The organism is Edaphobacillus lindanitolerans, from assembly GCF_900156305.1.
GTDB classification, from domain to species: domain Bacteria; phylum Bacillota; class Bacilli; order Bacillales_A; family Planococcaceae; genus Bhargavaea; species Bhargavaea lindanitolerans.
Genome location: NZ_FTPL01000001.1, coordinates 183,716 through 201,249 on the forward strand (window position 1 = coordinate 183,716; position 17,534 = coordinate 201,249).

The following is a 17,534-nucleotide window of genomic DNA, read 5'->3' on the forward strand; positions in this document are numbered from 1 at the left end:
TTAAAGTTGTCCGCTCAGTATTCCATGATGATTGGAATGATCATCGGGCGGCGCTTCGTCTTTTGGTAGAGGTATGAATTGAGTGTATCGCGGATTTCCTGCTTGATGCTCGTCCATTCGAACGAGTCCTTGTTTGAATATTTGCCGACGATCTTCTTGACGAGTTCTCCCGCGTCCTCGATCAGCTCGCCCGAATCGCGGACATAGACAAATCCTCTGGAAAGGATTTCCGGCCCGGCGGCAATCGTCTTCTTCTTGCGGTTGAGCGTGATCACGACAATGAAGATGCCGTCCTCGGATAGAAGCTTGCGGTCGCGCAGGACGATGTTGCCGACATCGCCGACGCCGATGCCGTCAATGAGGACATTGCCGGCCTGGACACGGCCGCTCATGCGCATCTTGCCGTTCTTGTATTCGACGATGTCGCCTTTGTCGGCGATGAAGATCCGGGACTTCGGCATGCCCGTCTGCTGTGCCAGCTTCGAGTGGGCGATCAGCATCCGGTACTCCCCTTGGACAGGGATGAAGAATTTCGGCCGCATAAGATTGAGCATGAGCTTCAGGTCTTCCTGGCTGCCGTGGCCGGAGACATGGACTTTCCGGATGGCGGTGAGCACATCCGCGCCCGCCTTGGCCAGTTCGTTCATCGTATTGTACATCCCGACTTCCATCCCTGCGGAAGGCGTGAACGTGATCAGCACCGTGTCGGTGTCCTTGATCCGGATGTCCTTGTGCTGCCGCTTGACGATGCGCTCCAGTGCATGGAGCGGCTCGCCCTGGTTGCCGGTGACGATGATGGCAACCTCCGAGTCGTCGTAATTTCCGATCTCCTTCACCGGGATGACGGTATCCTCTTTGACTTCCAGATAGCCGAGCTTGAGGCCGACATGGAAGTACATCTCGAGCGACTTGCCGATGACGGCCACTTTCCGGCCGGTCTCCGCTGCACGGTCGAGCACCTGCTGCATGCGGATGAAGTTCGACGCATACAGGGCGATGAGGATCCGGCCCTGCGCCTTGTGGAAGGTCGTGCTCAACTGCTCCGCGATGACCGATTCCGGTGTGGTGTGGCCCGGACGCTCCGCCTCGGTGGAGTCCGACATGAGGATGAATACGCCTTCGTCGCCGAGCGCAGCCATTTTCGACATGTCCGGCCGGTATTTCCCTTTGGCCGACTGGTCGAACTTGAACTCGCCCGTATGGACGATTGCCCCCTCACTCGTGTGGAATACGATCCCGAGAGAGTCGGGGATGCTGTGGGTCGTGTTGAAGAAGGTCACGTAAGTTCCGGCAAAGTTCATCCGGCTCCGGTTCGACACTTCGTAGAACTTGATGTTCCAAGGGGCCGGCATCGCCTTCAGATGCTCTTTCGCGAGAGCGATCGTCAGCTTCGATCCGTAAACCGGCGCCTGCACCTTGTTGAGCAGATACGCAATCGACCCGATTGCATCCTCATGTCCGTGTGTCAGGAAGATTCCCTTCAGCCGGTCTTTGTTTTCTGTGATGTAGGTCATGTCGGGGATGACGATGTCAATGCCGAGCATTTCCCCTTCCGGGAACATGAGCCCGCTGTCGACGATGAACATCTCATCATCGATTTCGACGACATACATCGCCTTTCCGATCTCCCCTACTCCTCCGAGAGGGGTGACCTTGATGTTTTCATTTTTTGTCTTGGTCAATGGTTCTCCTCCTAAATCATACCCGTTCATATCCGCTATTCTCCATTATACGGGAGGCAAACATTCAGCACAAATAAAAAAAGAGGATGTCCGAAAAGTCCGGTACACAACAGAAAAAAGCAAAAAGCAAGGACTCTGCCGGCCAACGCTTGCGCTTTCGGCCGCCGGCTTTCCCGGAGGAATTTACCGCAGTCCTTGCTTTTTGCTGTCCCGCGGGGCTGGCCGGCACGTCCCGGACGGCCCCTACGCACTTTCTTTCATCTTGAACCGCCGGAGCTCTTGCTCCACGAGCCGGGCTTCCGGTTCCTCCAATCCCAGGAGCGGAAGGCGGACCGGACCGGTGTTGATCCCTTCGAGAAGAAGCGCATGCTTGACCGGGGCGGGGCTCGGCCTTGAAAACAGCGCCTCGGCCAGCTTTGCCAGCCTTGAATGCAGCTTTGCCGCCTCCGAAAGCCGCCCTTCCCGGTATGCGCGGATCATCGACTGCATCTCCGGACCCGCCACATGCGACGCGACGGAGACAACCCCGCTTCCCCCTATGGACAGAACCGGGAGTGTCAGTCCGTCGTCTCCGCTGTACAGGCGGAACCCGTCGTCCGTGCCGTTGATCACCTCGGTCATCTTCAGCAGGTCTCCGCCCGCCTCCTTGAGCGCCCGGACGTTGGGAATCCGGGACAGGGAAATGACGGTCTCCGGTTCCAGGCGCGAAGCGGTCCTAGATGGCACGTTGTAGAGCATGACCGGCAGCCGGGTGCATTCTGCCGCCGCCTTGAAGTGGGCGTGGATGCCCCGCTGATCCGGCCGGTTATAATAAGGCGTGACGAGCATGATTCCGTCGGCTCCGAGCTCTTCGGCTCTTTGAGTGAGGGCGATCGTCGACGCCGTGTTGTTGCTGCCCGTTCCGGCAATGACCGGCACGCGGCCGGCAGCCGCATCGATGGTCTCCCGGATGACGGCTGCCCGCTCGGAATCTGTCAGTGTCGGCGACTCCCCGGTCGTCCCGCAGACAACGAGAGAATCGGTTCCGTTCCGGATCAGATGGTCGACGAGAAAGCGCAGCCTGTTCCTGTCGACTTCCCCTTTTTCATCGAACGGCGTGACCATTGCCGTCGAGATGTTGCCGAGTTCCATCGGCTCCTTCCCCTTTCACCGCGCCGTCCGCGATGAGGGCCTCCGCAATCTGGATCGAGTTGAGGGCCGCCCCTTTGAGCAGGTTGTCAGACACGACCCAGAGATGGAATGCCCCCGGGACGTCCGGGTCTTTCCGTAGTCGTCCGGTGAACACATCGTCTTTCCCCTCTGCAAACAGCGGCATCGGATACAGCTGGTCGGCCGGATTGTCGAGAACGGTGACTCCTTCTGCGGCCTCGAGCGCAGCCCGGATGCCCGCCTCGTCCGCAGCCGGGTCGCCCGTTTCGAAATAGACCGATTCGGAATGGCCCGTCACGACCGGCAGCCGGACGCAAGTCGCCGAGACGCGCAGTTCCGGCATGCCGAGAATCTTCTTCGTCTCGTTGATCATCTTCCATTCCTCAAGCGTGTATCCGTCTTTTCCGAACGAGTCGATCTGCGGGATGGCGTTGTAGGCGACCGGGTAATGCCTGCTAGCGTCCTTCACCGGCAGAAGGGATGCGTCCGATTTTCCGCGGCCGTCCATGTCCGCTCCCTGATGACCCAGTTCTTCGATCGCTTCCGCTCCTGCACCGGAGACCGCCTGGTAGGTCGAGACGATCACTCGTTCCAGGCCGTATTTCTTCCGGACCGGCTCGAGGGCGCACACCATCTGGATCGTCGAGCAGTTCGGGTTGGCGATCAGCCCGCTGTGCCCCTGGAGGTCAGCCCGGTTCACTTCCGGCACGACAAGCGGTGTGTGCGGATCCATCCGGAAAGCGCTGGTGTTGTCGATGACGGTGGCTCCTCTGCGGACCGCTTCGGGCGCAAGTCCCTTCGAGACTCCCCCCCCGGCGCTGAAGAAGGCGATGTCCACTCCGTCGAACTGCTCCGGGACCGCCTCTTCCACCACATGATCTTCTCCCCGGAACTGCACACGGGTTCCGGCCGAACGGGCGGATGCAAGAAACTTCACCCTGTCCGCCGGAAAGTTCCGCTCCTCCAGCTTGGCGGCGATCGTCCGTCCGACCGCCCCTGTTGCCCCGACGATTGCGACTGTGTAACCCATCGTGAACCACTCCCTATCTCTCATGATCGAATGTTCAGTATTATAGCATGTTTTGCGATTCGTATTGCGAAAGATTTCATTGCTCTCATTTTTCCGTCTGATGACTGATGAGCAGGGGCTGGAGCTGCCGGCCCCCGATCGCCGCTTCGACCGTCTCCACCATCTTCGTGAAATCACTGATGAGGGAATTCGGTTTTTTCACCGGGTCATCCTGACCGAACGGGATAAAGTAGATGTTCTTCGTATTGAGAAGCTTCATGATATTCTGTCCGTTCAGGCCGAGCGCGTCGTTTGTCGAAATCCCGATGACCACCGGTGTCCCGTTCCGCAGAGTCGCCTTCGCGGCCATGAGCACCGGGGAATCGGTCACCGCGTTTGCCAGCCTCGAGATGGAATTCCCCGTCATCGGCGCGATCACCATGCAGTCGACGGGGTTCTTCGGCCCAAGCGGCTCGGCATCCAGGATGGAGGTGATGACCGGCGCCCCGGCCTCTTCCGTGATCCGCCGGATCCATTCATCGCCTGTCCCGAACCGGGTCGCCGCCGTCAGAACCGAGTGGGTGGCAACCGGGACGACCGTCGCGCCCAGATCCCTGAACAGCCTGATTTTCGGGATCACATCCTCGTACGTGCAGTGGGATGCGGTAATGCCAAAGCCGATCCGTTTTCCCTTAAGCATCGTTCCTCCCCTTCCGTTCGCCGTCAATCCTGCTCAGGGCCTCCGCGAGAAGGCGGGCCGCATCATGCGGAAACCACTTCCCGGGAAGCGCAGGCAGTAATTCATAATATTCATGGCGGCGGCCGGGGGCTAGGCAACCCGGCGAGGAGGCAAGGTCCAGCAGCAATGCCGGGCGGACCGGCCCTTCCGGATCAAGCCAGCGGGCCGGGATTGTATTGATGAGCGTTTCCGGGCCGACGGGCGGCATGCCGGGGGAGACCCTGCAGATGCCGAACCCTTCCTGGCCCGCTTCCGCAATCGCGGCAGGCGATCTTGCTATCACCGTGATCCGGGCCCCCGCCGAACCGAGCAGGCGTGCAAGCGTCTTACCGACCCGCCCGTAGCCGGCAATATAAAACTCCCTGCCCCGGACTGATCCCCTCCCGGCGGCATACCAGGATGCGAGAAAGCCTTCTGCGGTCAGCCCGGCATTTTCCCAGACGAACTGTTCTTCGGCCAGATAGAAAAGCGGTTCCGCCCCGGCCGTCGCCAGGACTTCCTTCCATTCGGCGTCGAGCTGACCCGCGAAGACTGCATCAACCTGACTGATGATGTCAGGATCCGGCAGGCCGGCAGGCGGACGCATCGGCAATACGAGGCGGCTCGGCCTGCTCTCACTGAGGAGACGATCCGCCTCCGCGTCCCACCGGTCGCTGGCGTGGACGACCACCGGGCCCCCCCTTTCCTTCAGCCGCTCCGCCGCGAAAGCGATCCTCGGATCCGATCCGACGAGAAGCCATTCCGCACGGCTCACTCGAACATCCCCTCATGCAGCGGCTTCGTCCGCCTGAACAAGATCCGGTCGTCCCCGATCAGCACGATTTCCTCCCACGGGATATATTCCGCCTCGCCGGTTTTCCGGCCGCCCTGAAGCCAGCCTCCTCGGCGCTTCAGCTCAAAACCGTAGATCCGGCCGCTCTTCGGGTCGAACAGCATCTCCGTGTCTGCAAGCAGTCCGTACCGGATGCCCTCCTGCATCTGGATCAGCTCCTTTTCGGCCATTGTCGACAGGAGCATACACGCACTTCCCTTCCCTTGTCTCTTCCTTCAATATATGCTCCGCGTCCGCCGGAATGTGACCTGCGCGGGCGCAGCTTCGCCATCAGCCAAAATCGGGAGGACTTTCTTGTCGCATGCCATAAAAAAACGAGGCGCCATGCAGAGTTGATCTCTGCATCGCACCTCGAGTGGTCCATGCGTCAAGACGGGAGGATGGCCGCGGTGGCATGCGGTCCGGAAAGCAATTCCCGGGCAAGCCGGTCAATCTGGTCTTTGTCGACCTTCCCAAAACTGCCGATCACTTCCTCGGGCGTCCTGTGTTCACCGATGAACAATTCCGTTTTCCCGTTTCGGTTCATCCGGGCATCCGGGTCCTCCAGCCCGAGAAGCAGGCTCCCCTTCATCTGGCTGATCGCATCCTCGATCTCTGCGGGAGCGGCTCCTCCCTCGACCAGTTTTCTGATCTCCCCGTCAATCGCCGCCTGCATCTCATTCAGGCGGTCCGGCGACGTCCCGCCGTAAATCGTGATGGATCCGTGGTCCGAGTACGAGGAATGATAGGAATACACAGAGTAAGCAAGTCCCCTGTCCTCTCTCAAAGACTGGAACAACCTGGAGGACATATTGCCGCCGAGCAGGCTGTTCAGGACGATGAGACCGTAAATATCCGGGCTGACCACCTCAAGACCCGGAAAGCCCAGGCAAAGATGCGCCTGTTCCGCCTCTTTCTTCTTCTTGATCGAACCGGACCGGAAGAGGGGGGGGACGAGGTCAGCGCCACGATCGCCGGCCGGTTTCCAGTTTCCGAAAAGTTCGGCGGCCTTTTCGATCAGCGGCTCATCGATCTTCCCTGCCAGGGAGATGACGGTGTTTTCCGGCCGGTAGTGGCGGGACATGAAGCTCCGGGCCTGTTCGGCCGAGAACGAACGGACGCTTTCCTTCGTCCCGAGAATCGGCCGTCCCATCGGATGGCCGGGATAAATGGCCGCCATCAGCTGTTCGTGGACGCTGTCATCCGGATCGTCCTCCACCATCGAGATCTCCTCGAGGATGACGGACTTTTCCTTCGTCATCTCCGATTCCTCGAATGTGGAATGGAAGAACATGTCGGCCAGCACATCGAGCGAATCGGCAGCATGCTCATCGAGCACTTTCATGAAGTAACATGTCTCTTCCTTTGAAGTGAACGCATTGACCTCACCGCCCGTCCGGTCAAATGCCACGGCGATATCCCGCGCCGAACGCCTGCCGGTCCCCTTGAAGAGCATGTGCTCGATAAAGTGGGCAAGGCCCGCCTCGTCCTTCCGTTCATTGCGCGAGCCGGCCCGTACCCAGATCCCCGCCGAGACCGAGCGGACCGAAGGCATCGTTTCATGGACGATCCGCACTCCGTTCGGCAACGTCAATTTATTGATCATGGACTCTCCCCCTTTGAATGATCCGCAACAGCCGTACTGAAAAGGGGACCGGCCATCGCATGTCGGCCGGTCCCCCGCGTTTTATTTGTCAGACTGCCCGTCCGCGCTTTCGTTCTCTTCCTTGAGGACGACTTTGCGTGACAGGTTGACCCTGCCGTGATTGTCGATCTCGATGACTTTCACCCGGACGACATCCCCGATTTTCAGGACATCTTCTACTTTGTTCGTCCGCTGCTCCTGGATCTCCGAGATATGAAGGAGTCCGTCCTTGCCCGGGAACAGTTCCAGGAACGCACCGAATTTTTCGATCCGCTTCACTTTGCCGTCGTAGTATTCGCCGACCTGCGCTTCGCGGACGATATTTTCGATGATGGATTTGGCTTTCTCGTTCATTTCCTGGTCGACCGACGAAATATAGATCGTCCCGTCTTGTTCGGTGTCGATCTTGACGCCCGTTTCTTCGATGATCTTGTTGATCTGCTTGCCGCCCGGTCCGATGACATCGCGGATCTTGTCCGGCTTGATCTTCACGACGAGGATCTTTGGAGCAAAATCGGACAGCTGCCCGCGCGGCTCCGAAATGGCAGTCATCATGTTCTCGAGGATATGCATCCGGCCTTTCTTCGCCTGTGCGAGCGCCTCTTCGAGGATTTCGCGGGACAGGCCATCCACCTTGATATCCATCTGGAGGGCCGTGATGCCTTTATCGGTGCCCGCGACCTTGAAGTCCATGTCGCCGAGCGCGTCTTCCATCCCCTGGATGTCGGAAAGGACGGTGTAGTTTTCCCCGTTCTTGACGAGCCCCATCGCAATTCCGGCGACCGGCGCCTTGATCGGGACACCCGCATCCATCATGGCCATCGTGGACGCGCAGATTGACGCCTGCGAAGAGGATCCGTTCGATTCAAGGACTTCGGAAACGACCCGGATCGTATACGGGAACTTGTCCTCCGACGGTACGATCGGCTCCAGGGCCCGTTCGCCGAGCGCCCCGTGGCCGATCTCGCGGCGGCCGGGAGACCGGATGGGTCCGGTTTCGCCGACGCTGAACTGGGGGAAGTTGTAGTGGTGCATGAACCGTTTCGATTCTTCGAGTCCGAGGCCGTCGATGATCTGGACGTCTCCGAGCGCACCGAGCGTGCAGATGCTGAGCACCTGTGTCTGCCCGCGTGTGAACAGGGCCGATCCGTGGGTGCGTCCAAGAACGCCCGCTTCCGAGGCGAGCGGCCGGATTTCATCGGGACGGCGGCCGTCCGGACGTACTTTCTCATCCGTGATGAGCCGGCGCACTTCTTCCTTCACAAGTTTGTCCAGAATCGCCCGCACCTGTCCGAGGTCGGCCTCCTCATCTTCGGCATAACTTTCGAGGAACTCGGATTTCACTGCCCGGATCGCTTCTTCACGGGCATGCTTTTCCTTTACCTGGATGGCTTCGAGAAGACGGGCTTCCGCCTGTCCCTTCACTTCCTCAAAAAGGGTCTCATCCAGCTCGAACAGCTGGATCTCGCGCTTGTCCTTTGCCGTTTCGGAAGCGATCTCCTCCTGGAAGGCGATCAGGCGCTTGATCTCCTCGTGGCCGAACATGATCGCTTCGAGCATGGCCGACTCTTCCACTTCCTTGGCACCCGCCTCGACCATGTTGACGGCATCCTTCGTGCCGGCAACGATCAGGTCGATATCGCTTTCCGACTCCTGTTCCACGGTCGGATTGATGATGAATTCCCCGTTGATGCGTCCGACCTGTACGCCGGCAATCGGGCCGCCGAACGGGATGTCGGATACCATGAGGGCGAGCGAAGACCCGAACATTGCGGCCATTTCCGATGAGCAGTCCTGGTCGACGGACATGACCATGGAGATCACCTGCACCTCGTTGCGGAACCCATCAGGGAACAGCGGACGGATCGGACGGTCAATGAGCCGGCTTGTCAGGACGGCCTTCTCGGACGGACGTCCCTCCCGCTTGATGAAACCACCCGGAATCTTCCCGACCGCATACAACCGTTCTTCGTAATTGACGGTCAGCGGGAAGAAATCGAGCGGCTTGGGCTCTTTGGAAGCGGTTGCCGATGAAAGCACGGCCGTATCGCCGTACCGCACAAGAACCGCGCCGTTCGCCTGTTTTGCGAACTTGCCGGTTTCGACAATCAGTTCGCGGCCGGCCCAATTGAAGGTATACTTCTTGTGATTGACGCTCATTTGACGACTCCTCTCTCCTATTGCCATTATACATTTTGTTCAATTGTTCATTCGGTAATACGGGGACAGCTGCCCCTCGGGGCCGTAAGTCATTCAGCTCCGCGAGGCAGGCCCCGCTGCACTGACTGCCTTACGCCTGTCGGGTCTCAACGGCCCGCTCCGCTTTTCTTGTTGTCCAGCTGCGCGGGCCAGACCCTCGGGGTCGTAAGTCATTCAGCTCCGCGAGGCAGGCCCCGCTGCTCGGACTGCCTTGCGCCTGTCGGGTCTCGACGGCCCGCTCCGCTTTTCTTGTTGTCTAGCTGCGCGGGCCAGACCCTCGGGGTCGTAAGTCATTCAGCTCCGCGAGGCAGGCCCCGCTGCACTGACTGCCTTACGCCTGTCGGGTCTCAACGGCCCGCTCCGCTTTTCTTTCTATGTATCTAATTTAGTGTACCAAAAACGACGGTGGGATGCGAAGGGATTTCGGACATAGAAAAAAGCGGGCCGAAGCCCGCTTTCTGAGTCACGCGATTATCGGCGGAGGCCGAGTTTCGCGATGAGGTCGCGATAGCGTTGAACGTCGTTTTCACGAAGGTACTTGAGCAGATTCCGGCGACGGCCGACCATCTTGTAAAGGCCGCGGCGGGAGTGGTGGTCTTTCTTGTGTGTGCGCAAGTGTTCGTTCAGGTTGTTGATCTCTTCCGTGAGGATAGCGATCTGGATATCCGGGGAACCCGTATCCGATTCATGCGTGCGGAACTCTTGGATGAGCTCGTTTTTGCGTTCTTTTGTCAATGCCATCCTGTTCACCTCCAAAACAATTTAGAATAATAATCCCCAATTCCCGAGCAAACGTTGGTGAATCGATTGCCAAGCAATGGTTGAGTGCTTCAGCACTGTTTCATCATATCACAGCATCAGGCCCGATTCAACTGCCGGCATATTCTTGAAGAATTTTTACGGCCTGGTCTTTGTCCCGGCCGATCTGTTCTTTGAGGGCGCCGATCCCGTCGAACTTGCGCTCTTCGCGGATCCGCTCCATCCAGCGGATCCGAGCGCTGCGGCCGTACAGGTCTCCCTCGAATCCGATCAGGTGGACTTCAACCGACAATTCACTTTTGTCAGGGTCTTTGAATGTCGGGCGGAAGCCGGCGTTCAGGACGCCCGGGTATCTGTTTCCTTCAGACTCATAAAACACGGCATAGACCCCCGGGGCAGGAAGACAGGCTCCCTCGGCAGGGCGGACGTTCGCCGTCGGGAATCCGATGGTGCGGCCGCGCTTGTCGCCTTCGATGACGATTCCGTCGGTCATGAGCGGCCGGCCGAGCAGCCCGGCGGCCCCTTGCACATCCCCTTCGGCCAGAAGTTTCCGGACCCTCGTCGAGCTCACCTTCTCGCCGCCGTCCTCCACCTTCCCGACGACCGAGACGCCGTAAGCCCCGTTCGCGAGCTGCCGGAGCGTGTCCGGAGTCCCTTTTCCGAACTTCCCGAACGTAAAGTCAAACCCGGTCGTAATATGGCGTGCGCCGATGCCCTTGATGTAGCATTCGATGAATTCTTCGGGAGTCAGCGAGGCGAATTCCTTCGAGAACCGGATGACAAAGACAGCCCCGACGCCCATGTCACTGAGGATTTCAAGCTTCTGTTCGAGCGGTGTGATGTAGGTCACGTCTTTCTTGTTGCCGAGCACGGCTGACGGATGCGGATCGAATGTCATGACGGCCGGCACCAGGCCTTCCTTCCGGGCAACTTCGGCCGCATGGCCGATCACTTGCTGATGGCCGCGGTGGATTCCGTCGAAAAATCCGGCGGCTACCGAATAGCCGATCCCTTCGGTGTCCGGCTTTTCAGGATAAGCGAGTTTGTGAACTTTCATTGGTGGTCCTCCTTTGCTTCAGGGACTCCGAACATCTTTTCAGGCTTCATGAGTCCCGTTTTTTCCGGATGCTTCCGATAGACGGCAACGGCTTTCCCGCCAGCCGCAAAAACGATCCGTTCATTCCCATCAAGCAGGCTGTGGGCCGGCAGAACCTGTCCGTTCATCACACGGGCCGCCAGGCTGCCGTCCATCTCGATGAACGGAAAACCTTCAAGTGCGCGTTCAAGCGGAAGGACCGTTTCCCCGAGTCGCCCCGCCCCGTGCATCCGCTCCACGTCGCCCAGCGTCAGGCAGTCCCCGGCTGTGAATGAGCCGGATGTTGTCCGGATGAGCGAAGCCATATGTGCGGGATACCCGAGTTCTTCCCCGATCCGCACGGCAAGCGTCCGGATGTACGTCCCTTTCCCGCATTCGACCCGTATGGCGAATTCCGGCTCTTCCCCGTCGAATGACGGTTCTTTGGACAGCAGTTCAAGGCTGTGGATCTTCACGGTCCGGGAAGGCCGCTCCACCTCAATTCCCTGGCGTGCATATTCATAGAGTTTTCGGCCGTTCACCTTGACAGCCGAATACATGGGCGGGACCTGGACGATGTCTCCGGTGAGGGATGACAGTACTTCACGTACCCGTCCAGCCGGGATCTGTTTGTCCGACAGGTCCGATTCGACCGTCTCTCCAGAGGCGTCTTCCGTCTCCGTTGCACGGCCGACTTTGACCACCGCCTCGTAGGTTTTGCCTGCGTCCGTCACATATTCGGCCGCCTTCGTTGCCCTGCCCAGGCAGATCGGGAGCACGCCCTCGACGTCCGGGTCGAGCGTGCCCGTGTGGCCGATCCGTTTCATCCTCAAAATCTTCCTGAGGCGGAACACACAGTCATGGGACGTCATGCCCTTTTCTTTCCAGAGTGGCAGGATGCCTTCATACATGCCGGGGACCTCCTTTCATTCTGGCGTTCAAATTTCTTCAGCCGTTCCCGGCGGATCCGTATGTACGGAAAACGAGCCTGCGCCGATCCGGCCGCAGGCTCTTTCCCCTTATTCCTCCGTCTCCGGCGTTGATTCATTGACCTGCCGGAGCAGGGACTCGATCCGGTTCCCGTAGTCGACCGACGCGTCAAATTCAAAGAAGATCTCAGGTGTTTTACGGAGTCGGATCCGGTGGCCGATTTCGGACCGGATAAACCCTTTTGCCTTTGTCAGGCCCTTGAGTGTTTCTTCTTTCTGGCGGTCGTCTCCCAGCACGGAAATGAAGATCGTGGCCTGCTGAAGGTCCCCGGTCACTTCCACATCCGTCACGGTGACGAATCCGATCCGCGGGTCTTTCAGCTTCCGGCTGATGATGTCCCCGAGTTCTTTTTTCATCTGCTCCGCCACGCGGTTTGCCCTCATTGTCATGTTGAACACCTCGGCTTCCGCTATAAGTCTTGCTTCGTGCTTTGCGTCATTTCCCATCCCGGATGGGACATCAGGAAGTTCAGCACCCGGTCAATTTCCCGTTCCGCGGAGGTTCTGGAAGAAGCCACTGCGACGATAGAAATGCCGGCCCGCTGCCACAGGTCCTGATGGTCCGTCTCGGCGATGGAAACATTGTATTGCTGTCTGACTCTCGTGAGCATGCGCTGCAGGATGGCCCGCTTGTCCTTCAATGAATGCGTTTCATAAAGATGAAACTCGCATTCGGCGAGGATGATCACGCCCGCTCGACCTCTTCCATGACGAAGGCTTCGATGATGTCGCCTTCTTTGACATCGTTGAAGTTTTTGATCGTCATCCCGCATTCATAGCCGCGGGCCACTTCTTTGGCATCATCTTTGAACCGCTTCAGCGTATCCAGTTCCCCTTCGAAGACGACGACGCCGTCACGGATGACACGGACACCGGAGTCGCGGGTCACCTTGCCCTCTGTCACATAGGCACCCGCAATCGTGCCCACTTTGGACACTTTGAATGTTTCGCGGACTTCTGCCTGGCCGATGACCTTTTCCTGGAATTCAGGGTCAAGAAGCCCCTTCATCGCGGATTCGATCTCTTCGATGACTTTATAGATGACGCGGTGAAGCCGGATGTCCACGCCTTCTGCTTCGGCCGCGCGCTTCGCATTCACATCCGGGCGCACGTTGAAACCGATCACGATGGCATTGGATGCTGCAGCAAGGCTGATGTCCGATTCGGTGATCGCCCCTGCACCCGTATGGATGATCTTGACATTGACGCCTTCGACCTCGATCTTCATGAGGGAAGCCGCCATGGCCTCGACCGTTCCCTGTACGTCGGCCTTGACGATCAGGTTCAGTTCCTTCATCTCGCCTTGTTTCATCTGTTCGAACAAGTTGTCCAGCGTGACGCGGGATTTCTCGCCGCGCTGTTCCTGGATCACGTCCATCGCACGGGACTCGCCGACCTGGCGGGCGGTCTTTTCGTCTTCGAAGACGACGAACCGGTCGCCGGCAAGCGGCACTTCGTTCAGGCCGGTGATCTCGACAGGAGTGGAAGGAGCGGCGTCCTTCACCCGGCGGCCGACATCATTGACCATCGCGCGGACCCGTCCGAATGCAGAGCCGACAACAATCGGATCGCCGATCTTGAGCGTGCCGTCCTGGACGAGCAGTGTCGCAACCGAGCCGCGGCCTTTGTCAAGGCGTGCCTCGATGACCGTACCGCGTGCCCGCGTGGCCGGATTGGCCTTCAGTTCCTCGACTTCCGAAACGAGAAGGACCATTTCAAGGAGCGTGTCGATCCCTTCGCCCTTCAGAGCGGAGATCGGGACGAAGATCGTCTCGCCGCCCCAGTCTTCCGGGACGAGGCCGTGTTCAGTGAGTTCCTGCATGACCCGGTCCGGATTGGCGGTCGGCTTATCCATCTTGTTGACCGCGACGATGATTGGAACTTCTGCCGCCTTTGCATGGTTGATCGCTTCGATCGTCTGCGGCATGACGCCGTCGTCCGCCGCCACGACGAGAATCGTAATATCCGTGATTTTTGCCCCGCGCGCCCGCATGGTCGTGAAGGCGGCGTGGCCAGGTGTATCGAGGAAGGTGATTTTCTTGCCGTTCTCGTTGACCTGGTAGGCACCGATATGCTGGGTGATGCCGCCGGCTTCGCCTTCCGTCACTTTTGTGTTCCGGATGGAGTCGAGGAGCGTCGTCTTCCCGTGGTCGACGTGGCCCATGATCGTCACGACCGGCGGGCGCTCTTCCTTCAGTTCGTCGGAGCCTTCCTCTTCTTCGAAGTAGGTCTCGAGGTCGGTGATGTCGACCCGGATTTCTTCTTCCACTTCAACCCCGTAATCGGCACAGATCAGCTCAATGGCATCTTTGTCGAGTTCCTGGTTGATCGTCGCCATCACGCCGAGCATGAACAGCTTCTTGATGATTTCGGAAGGCTCGCGGCCGAGCTTCTTGGCCAGCTCTGCCACGGAGAGCGATTCGTAGAATGTAATCTTCTCCGGCAGCGGTTTTGGCGTTCGCGGCACCTGCTGGACCGGCTGTTTTTTCTTTCTGCCCTGGTGCGTCCCGCGGATCGGGCGTCCGCCCGGACCTCTGCGTGCACCCTGGCCCTGGCGGTTGCCGCCGCCCTGGCCTGCAGGACGGCTGCCCGTGCCCTGGCCTTGGCGGTTGCCGCCGCCCTGGCCTGCAGGACGGTTGCCCGCTCCCTGACCCTGGCGGTTGCCGCCGCCCTGGCCTGCAGGACGGCTGCCCGTGCCCTGGCCTTGGCGGTTGCCGCCGCCCTGGCCTGCAGGACGGTTGCCCGTGCCCTGGCCCTGGCGGTTGCCGCCGCTTTGGCCTGCAGGACGGCTGCCCGTGCCCTGGCCTTGGCGGTTGCCGCCGCCCTGGCCTGCAGGACGGCTGCCCGCTCCCTGGCCTTGGCGGTTGCCTGTGTTCTGTCCTTGGCGGTTGCCGCTGTTCTGGCCTGTCGCACGGTTTTGCTGGCCTCCGCTGCGCCCGAATTTCTGGTCGAGCTTAGTTGTAGCGTTCCCGTCCAGCATGGACATATGATTTTTCACGTCAATATTCATCTTGCCGAGTTCGTCAATCACTTCCCGGCTTGATTTATTGACCTTTCTAGCGTATTCGTGAACTCTGATCTTCGTCATTCGGTCACTCCTCCTCTTGTTCCTTCAGCAGGCCGGACAGCTTTTTTGCAAAGCCGCTGTCCGTTATCGCCAATACGACGCGCGCCTCCTTTCCGATTGCATGCCCGATCTCATAACGGGAGCCAAATGCATGCATTGGGGTTCGGTAGTGGATGCATTTATCCCTGAACTTGCCGGCCGTATTGGCCGAAGCATCATCCGACAGGATAACCAGCTTCGCAGATCCGCTGCGGATTGCCGCCAGCACCAGTTCCTCTCCGGTGATGATTTTGCGGGCGCGCGTCGCAAGTCCGATCAAATTAAATATTTTTTGCCGGTTCAGTTCGTTCATAGCAGCTTTTCTCTCAAGATGAGGCGCAGGACCTCGTCATATAGTTCATCCGGTATTTTCACACCGAGCTGGTTCTCGAGCGCATTGCGCTTTTTCGCCTGTTCGACGGCTTCTTCCGACTTGGAAATATACGTTCCGCGGCCGGATTTCTTGCCCGTCGGATCGACGGAGACTTCTCCGTCCTTTGACCGGACGATCCGGATCATTTCTTTTTTCGGATACATGCCGCCGGTAGCCGCGCAACGGCGCAGAGGCACTTTCTTGCCGTTAGCCATCGTTTACCATCCTTTCCGGTCAGTCTTCGTCTGCCGGTTCGGTCGCGCCATCGGCGGTTCTTTCACCGTACAGATCGATCTCGCCGGATTCCTCGGTTTCTGCTTCATCGTACAAATCGTATTGTGCATCGCCTGTCCCGTCTTCATCCTCGTACCAGTCACCCTCGAGGCCGTCGTCTGCCGGTTCCGGCACATCGGTGACGGTGCGCGGGTAGATGCCGAGTTCACGGGCGTCCGCCTCGCTCTTGATGTCGATTTTCCAGCCGGTCAGTTTGGCTGCGAGCCGGGCATTTTGCCCCCGCTTGCCGATAGCCAGGGAGAGCTGGTAATCCGGAACGACGACGGTCGTCGACTTTTCTTCCTCATTGACAAGCACATCCAGCACTTTTGCTGGGCTGAGCGCGTTGGCAACAAAGATCTCCGGGTTCTCGGACCATTCGACGATGTCGATCTTCTCGCCCGAAAGCTCGTCGACGATAGTCTGAACGCGGTTTCCGCGCGCTCCGACGCAGGAGCCGACCGGATCGACATCGTCATTGTGGGCACAGACCGAGATCTTGGAACGGTCTCCCGCCTCGCGGGCGATCGATTTGATCTCGACGATGCCATCATAGATTTCCGGCACTTCCATTTCAAAAAGCCGCCGCAGAAGTCCCGGGTGCGTCCGCGAAACAAATACTTGCGGACCGCGCGAAGAACGTTCCACTTTCGTGATGTAGACCTTGATGCGGTCGTGCGGCCGGTAGGATTCGGAAGGGATCTGCTCGTTCGACGGCAGAACAGCCTCCACTTTCCCGAGGCTGACGTAAATATTCCTCGGATCGAGACGCTCGACAACACCGTTGACGATGTCATCCTGGCGATCGACGTACTCGTCATAGATCATGCCGCGTTCCGCTTCCCGCACACGCTGCGTGACGACCTGCTTTGCGGTCTGTGCGGCAATCCGGCCGAAATCGCGCGGCGTCACTTCTTCTTCCACGACGTCCCCGATCTCGTAAAGGGGATTGATCTTGCGTGCTTCTTCAAGCGCAATCTGAAGGTGATCATCCTCGATGTCTTCCTCCATCACGACATCCTTGCGTGAGTAGACGCGCATCGTCCCGGCATCCATATTGAGATCGACACGGACATTCTGCGCCTGGTTGAAATTCCGCCGGTACGCCGTCACGAGGGCCGTTTCGATCGCTTCAATCAGCACCTCACGGGAAATCCCCTTTTGTTTTTCAAGGGCGGTGAGCGCCTCAAGAAGATCACTGCTCATCTGCTATTCACTCCAATCCTGACTTTATGCCTAGAAATCGATGGCCAACCGCGCAAAGGCGATTTTGTCCTTCGGTATCCCGACTTTCACTTTACGGGTCTTCACTTTCATTTCGAGTTCAGCGCCTTCATCCCCGTAGGAAAGAAGGTAGCCTTCGAACTCCTTGGCGCCATCGATGGGCTCATACGTCCGGATATGGACAAACGAACCGACGGCTTTCTCAAAATCTTTCTCTTTCTTGAGCGGCCGTTCTGCACCCGGGGAAGAGACTTCCAGGAAATAATTCTGGGTGATCGGATCCGCTTCATCGAGCTTTTCGCTGAGCTGCTCACTGACAGCCGCACACTGATCGATGTCGATCCCGCCGCCCGGTGTATCGATGAATACCCGGAGGAACCATTCGCGGCCCTCTTTGACGAATTCGATATCGACCAGCTCCAGCCCCTCCTGCTCAAGGATCGGGGTGACCAGCACTTCAACTTCAGATGTGATTTTGCTCATAACAACCTCCTTGGTTCC

Annotated in this window: 18 protein-coding genes; all 18 read right to left on the minus strand. The window is 58.8% G+C overall.

The window, feature by feature from the left end; genetic code table 11:
* Positions 1-14: 14 nt before the first annotated feature.
* The gene (locus tag B0B07_RS00875) at positions 15-1,682 is read right to left on the minus strand and encodes a ribonuclease J (protein WP_076756489.1); all 1,668 of its coding nucleotides are present in this window, start codon (positions 1,680-1,682) and stop codon (positions 15-17) included.
* A 243-nt stretch (positions 1,683-1,925) separates the two neighbouring features.
* A complete protein-coding gene (dapA, locus tag B0B07_RS00880; protein ID WP_076756490.1) occupies positions 1,926-2,813 on the minus strand; it encodes a 4-hydroxy-tetrahydrodipicolinate synthase in 888 nt (295 codons plus the stop codon).
* Positions 2,767-3,861: an aspartate-semialdehyde dehydrogenase gene (locus B0B07_RS00885; RefSeq protein WP_076756491.1), complete on the minus strand. Its 1,095-nt coding sequence runs from the start codon at positions 3,859-3,861 to the stop codon at positions 2,767-2,769. The genes dapA and B0B07_RS00885 overlap by 47 nt, the downstream gene beginning before the upstream one ends.
* A gap of 85 nt (positions 3,862-3,946) precedes the next feature.
* Entirely contained in the window at positions 3,947-4,540 is a 594-nt protein-coding gene (locus tag B0B07_RS00890) for a dipicolinate synthase subunit B (protein WP_076756492.1), read from the minus strand.
* Positions 4,533-5,333, minus strand: coding sequence for an NAD-binding protein (locus B0B07_RS00895; protein WP_076756493.1), 801 nt, complete (start codon positions 5,331-5,333; stop codon positions 4,533-4,535). The genes B0B07_RS00890 and B0B07_RS00895 overlap by 8 nt, the downstream gene beginning before the upstream one ends.
* On the minus strand, positions 5,330-5,596 hold the full coding sequence (locus B0B07_RS00900; RefSeq protein WP_076756494.1) for a YlmC/YmxH family sporulation protein: 267 nt from the start codon (positions 5,594-5,596) through the stop codon (positions 5,330-5,332). The genes B0B07_RS00895 and B0B07_RS00900 overlap by 4 nt, the downstream gene beginning before the upstream one ends.
* 182 nt (positions 5,597-5,778) lie before the next feature.
* Entirely contained in the window at positions 5,779-6,996 is a 1,218-nt protein-coding gene (locus B0B07_RS00905) for a M16 family metallopeptidase (protein ID WP_076756495.1), read from the minus strand.
* Positions 6,997-7,077: 81 nt separating this feature from the next.
* Positions 7,078-9,195, minus strand: a complete 2,118-nt coding sequence (locus tag B0B07_RS00910) for a polyribonucleotide nucleotidyltransferase (protein ID WP_076756496.1) — start codon at positions 9,193-9,195, stop codon at positions 7,078-7,080.
* Positions 9,196-9,705: 510 nt separating this feature from the next.
* On the minus strand, positions 9,706-9,975 hold the full coding sequence (gene rpsO, locus B0B07_RS00915; RefSeq protein ID WP_076756497.1) for a 30S ribosomal protein S15: 270 nt from the start codon (positions 9,973-9,975) through the stop codon (positions 9,706-9,708).
* A 127-nt stretch (positions 9,976-10,102) separates the two neighbouring features.
* Positions 10,103-11,050: a bifunctional riboflavin kinase/FAD synthetase gene (locus B0B07_RS00920; protein ID WP_076756498.1), complete on the minus strand. Its 948-nt coding sequence runs from the start codon at positions 11,048-11,050 to the stop codon at positions 10,103-10,105.
* Positions 11,047-11,979, minus strand: a complete 933-nt coding sequence (truB, locus tag B0B07_RS00925) for a tRNA pseudouridine(55) synthase TruB (RefSeq protein WP_076756499.1) — start codon at positions 11,977-11,979, stop codon at positions 11,047-11,049. Before truB ends, B0B07_RS00920 begins: the two co-directional genes overlap by 4 nt.
* 108 nt (positions 11,980-12,087) lie before the next feature.
* A complete protein-coding gene (rbfA, locus tag B0B07_RS00930; protein WP_076756500.1) occupies positions 12,088-12,447 on the minus strand; it encodes a 30S ribosome-binding factor RbfA in 360 nt (119 codons plus the stop codon).
* Between the two features lie 20 nt (positions 12,448-12,467).
* Positions 12,468-12,746, minus strand: coding sequence for a DUF503 domain-containing protein (locus B0B07_RS00935; protein WP_076756501.1), 279 nt, complete (start codon positions 12,744-12,746; stop codon positions 12,468-12,470).
* The gene (gene infB, locus B0B07_RS00940) at positions 12,743-15,145 is read right to left on the minus strand and encodes a translation initiation factor IF-2 (RefSeq protein WP_076756502.1); all 2,403 of its coding nucleotides are present in this window, start codon (positions 15,143-15,145) and stop codon (positions 12,743-12,745) included. The genes B0B07_RS00935 and infB overlap by 4 nt, the downstream gene beginning before the upstream one ends.
* Positions 15,146-15,149: 4 nt before the next feature.
* On the minus strand, positions 15,150-15,467 hold the full coding sequence (locus B0B07_RS00945; RefSeq protein ID WP_076757448.1) for a YlxQ family RNA-binding protein: 318 nt from the start codon (positions 15,465-15,467) through the stop codon (positions 15,150-15,152).
* 5 nt (positions 15,468-15,472) lie between these two features.
* Positions 15,473-15,751 (minus strand): RNase P modulator RnpM, encoded by a 279-nt coding sequence (rnpM, locus tag B0B07_RS00950; RefSeq protein ID WP_076756503.1) that lies wholly within the window; start codon positions 15,749-15,751, stop codon positions 15,473-15,475.
* Positions 15,752-15,770: 19 nt separating this feature from the next.
* Complete coding sequence (gene nusA, locus B0B07_RS00955; RefSeq protein WP_076756504.1) at positions 15,771-17,015, minus strand: transcription termination factor NusA; 1,245 nt, start codon at positions 17,013-17,015, stop codon at positions 15,771-15,773.
* Between the two features lie 30 nt (positions 17,016-17,045).
* Entirely contained in the window at positions 17,046-17,516 is a 471-nt protein-coding gene (gene rimP, locus B0B07_RS00960) for a ribosome maturation factor RimP (protein ID WP_076756505.1), read from the minus strand.
* Positions 17,517-17,534: the final 18 nt, after the last annotated feature.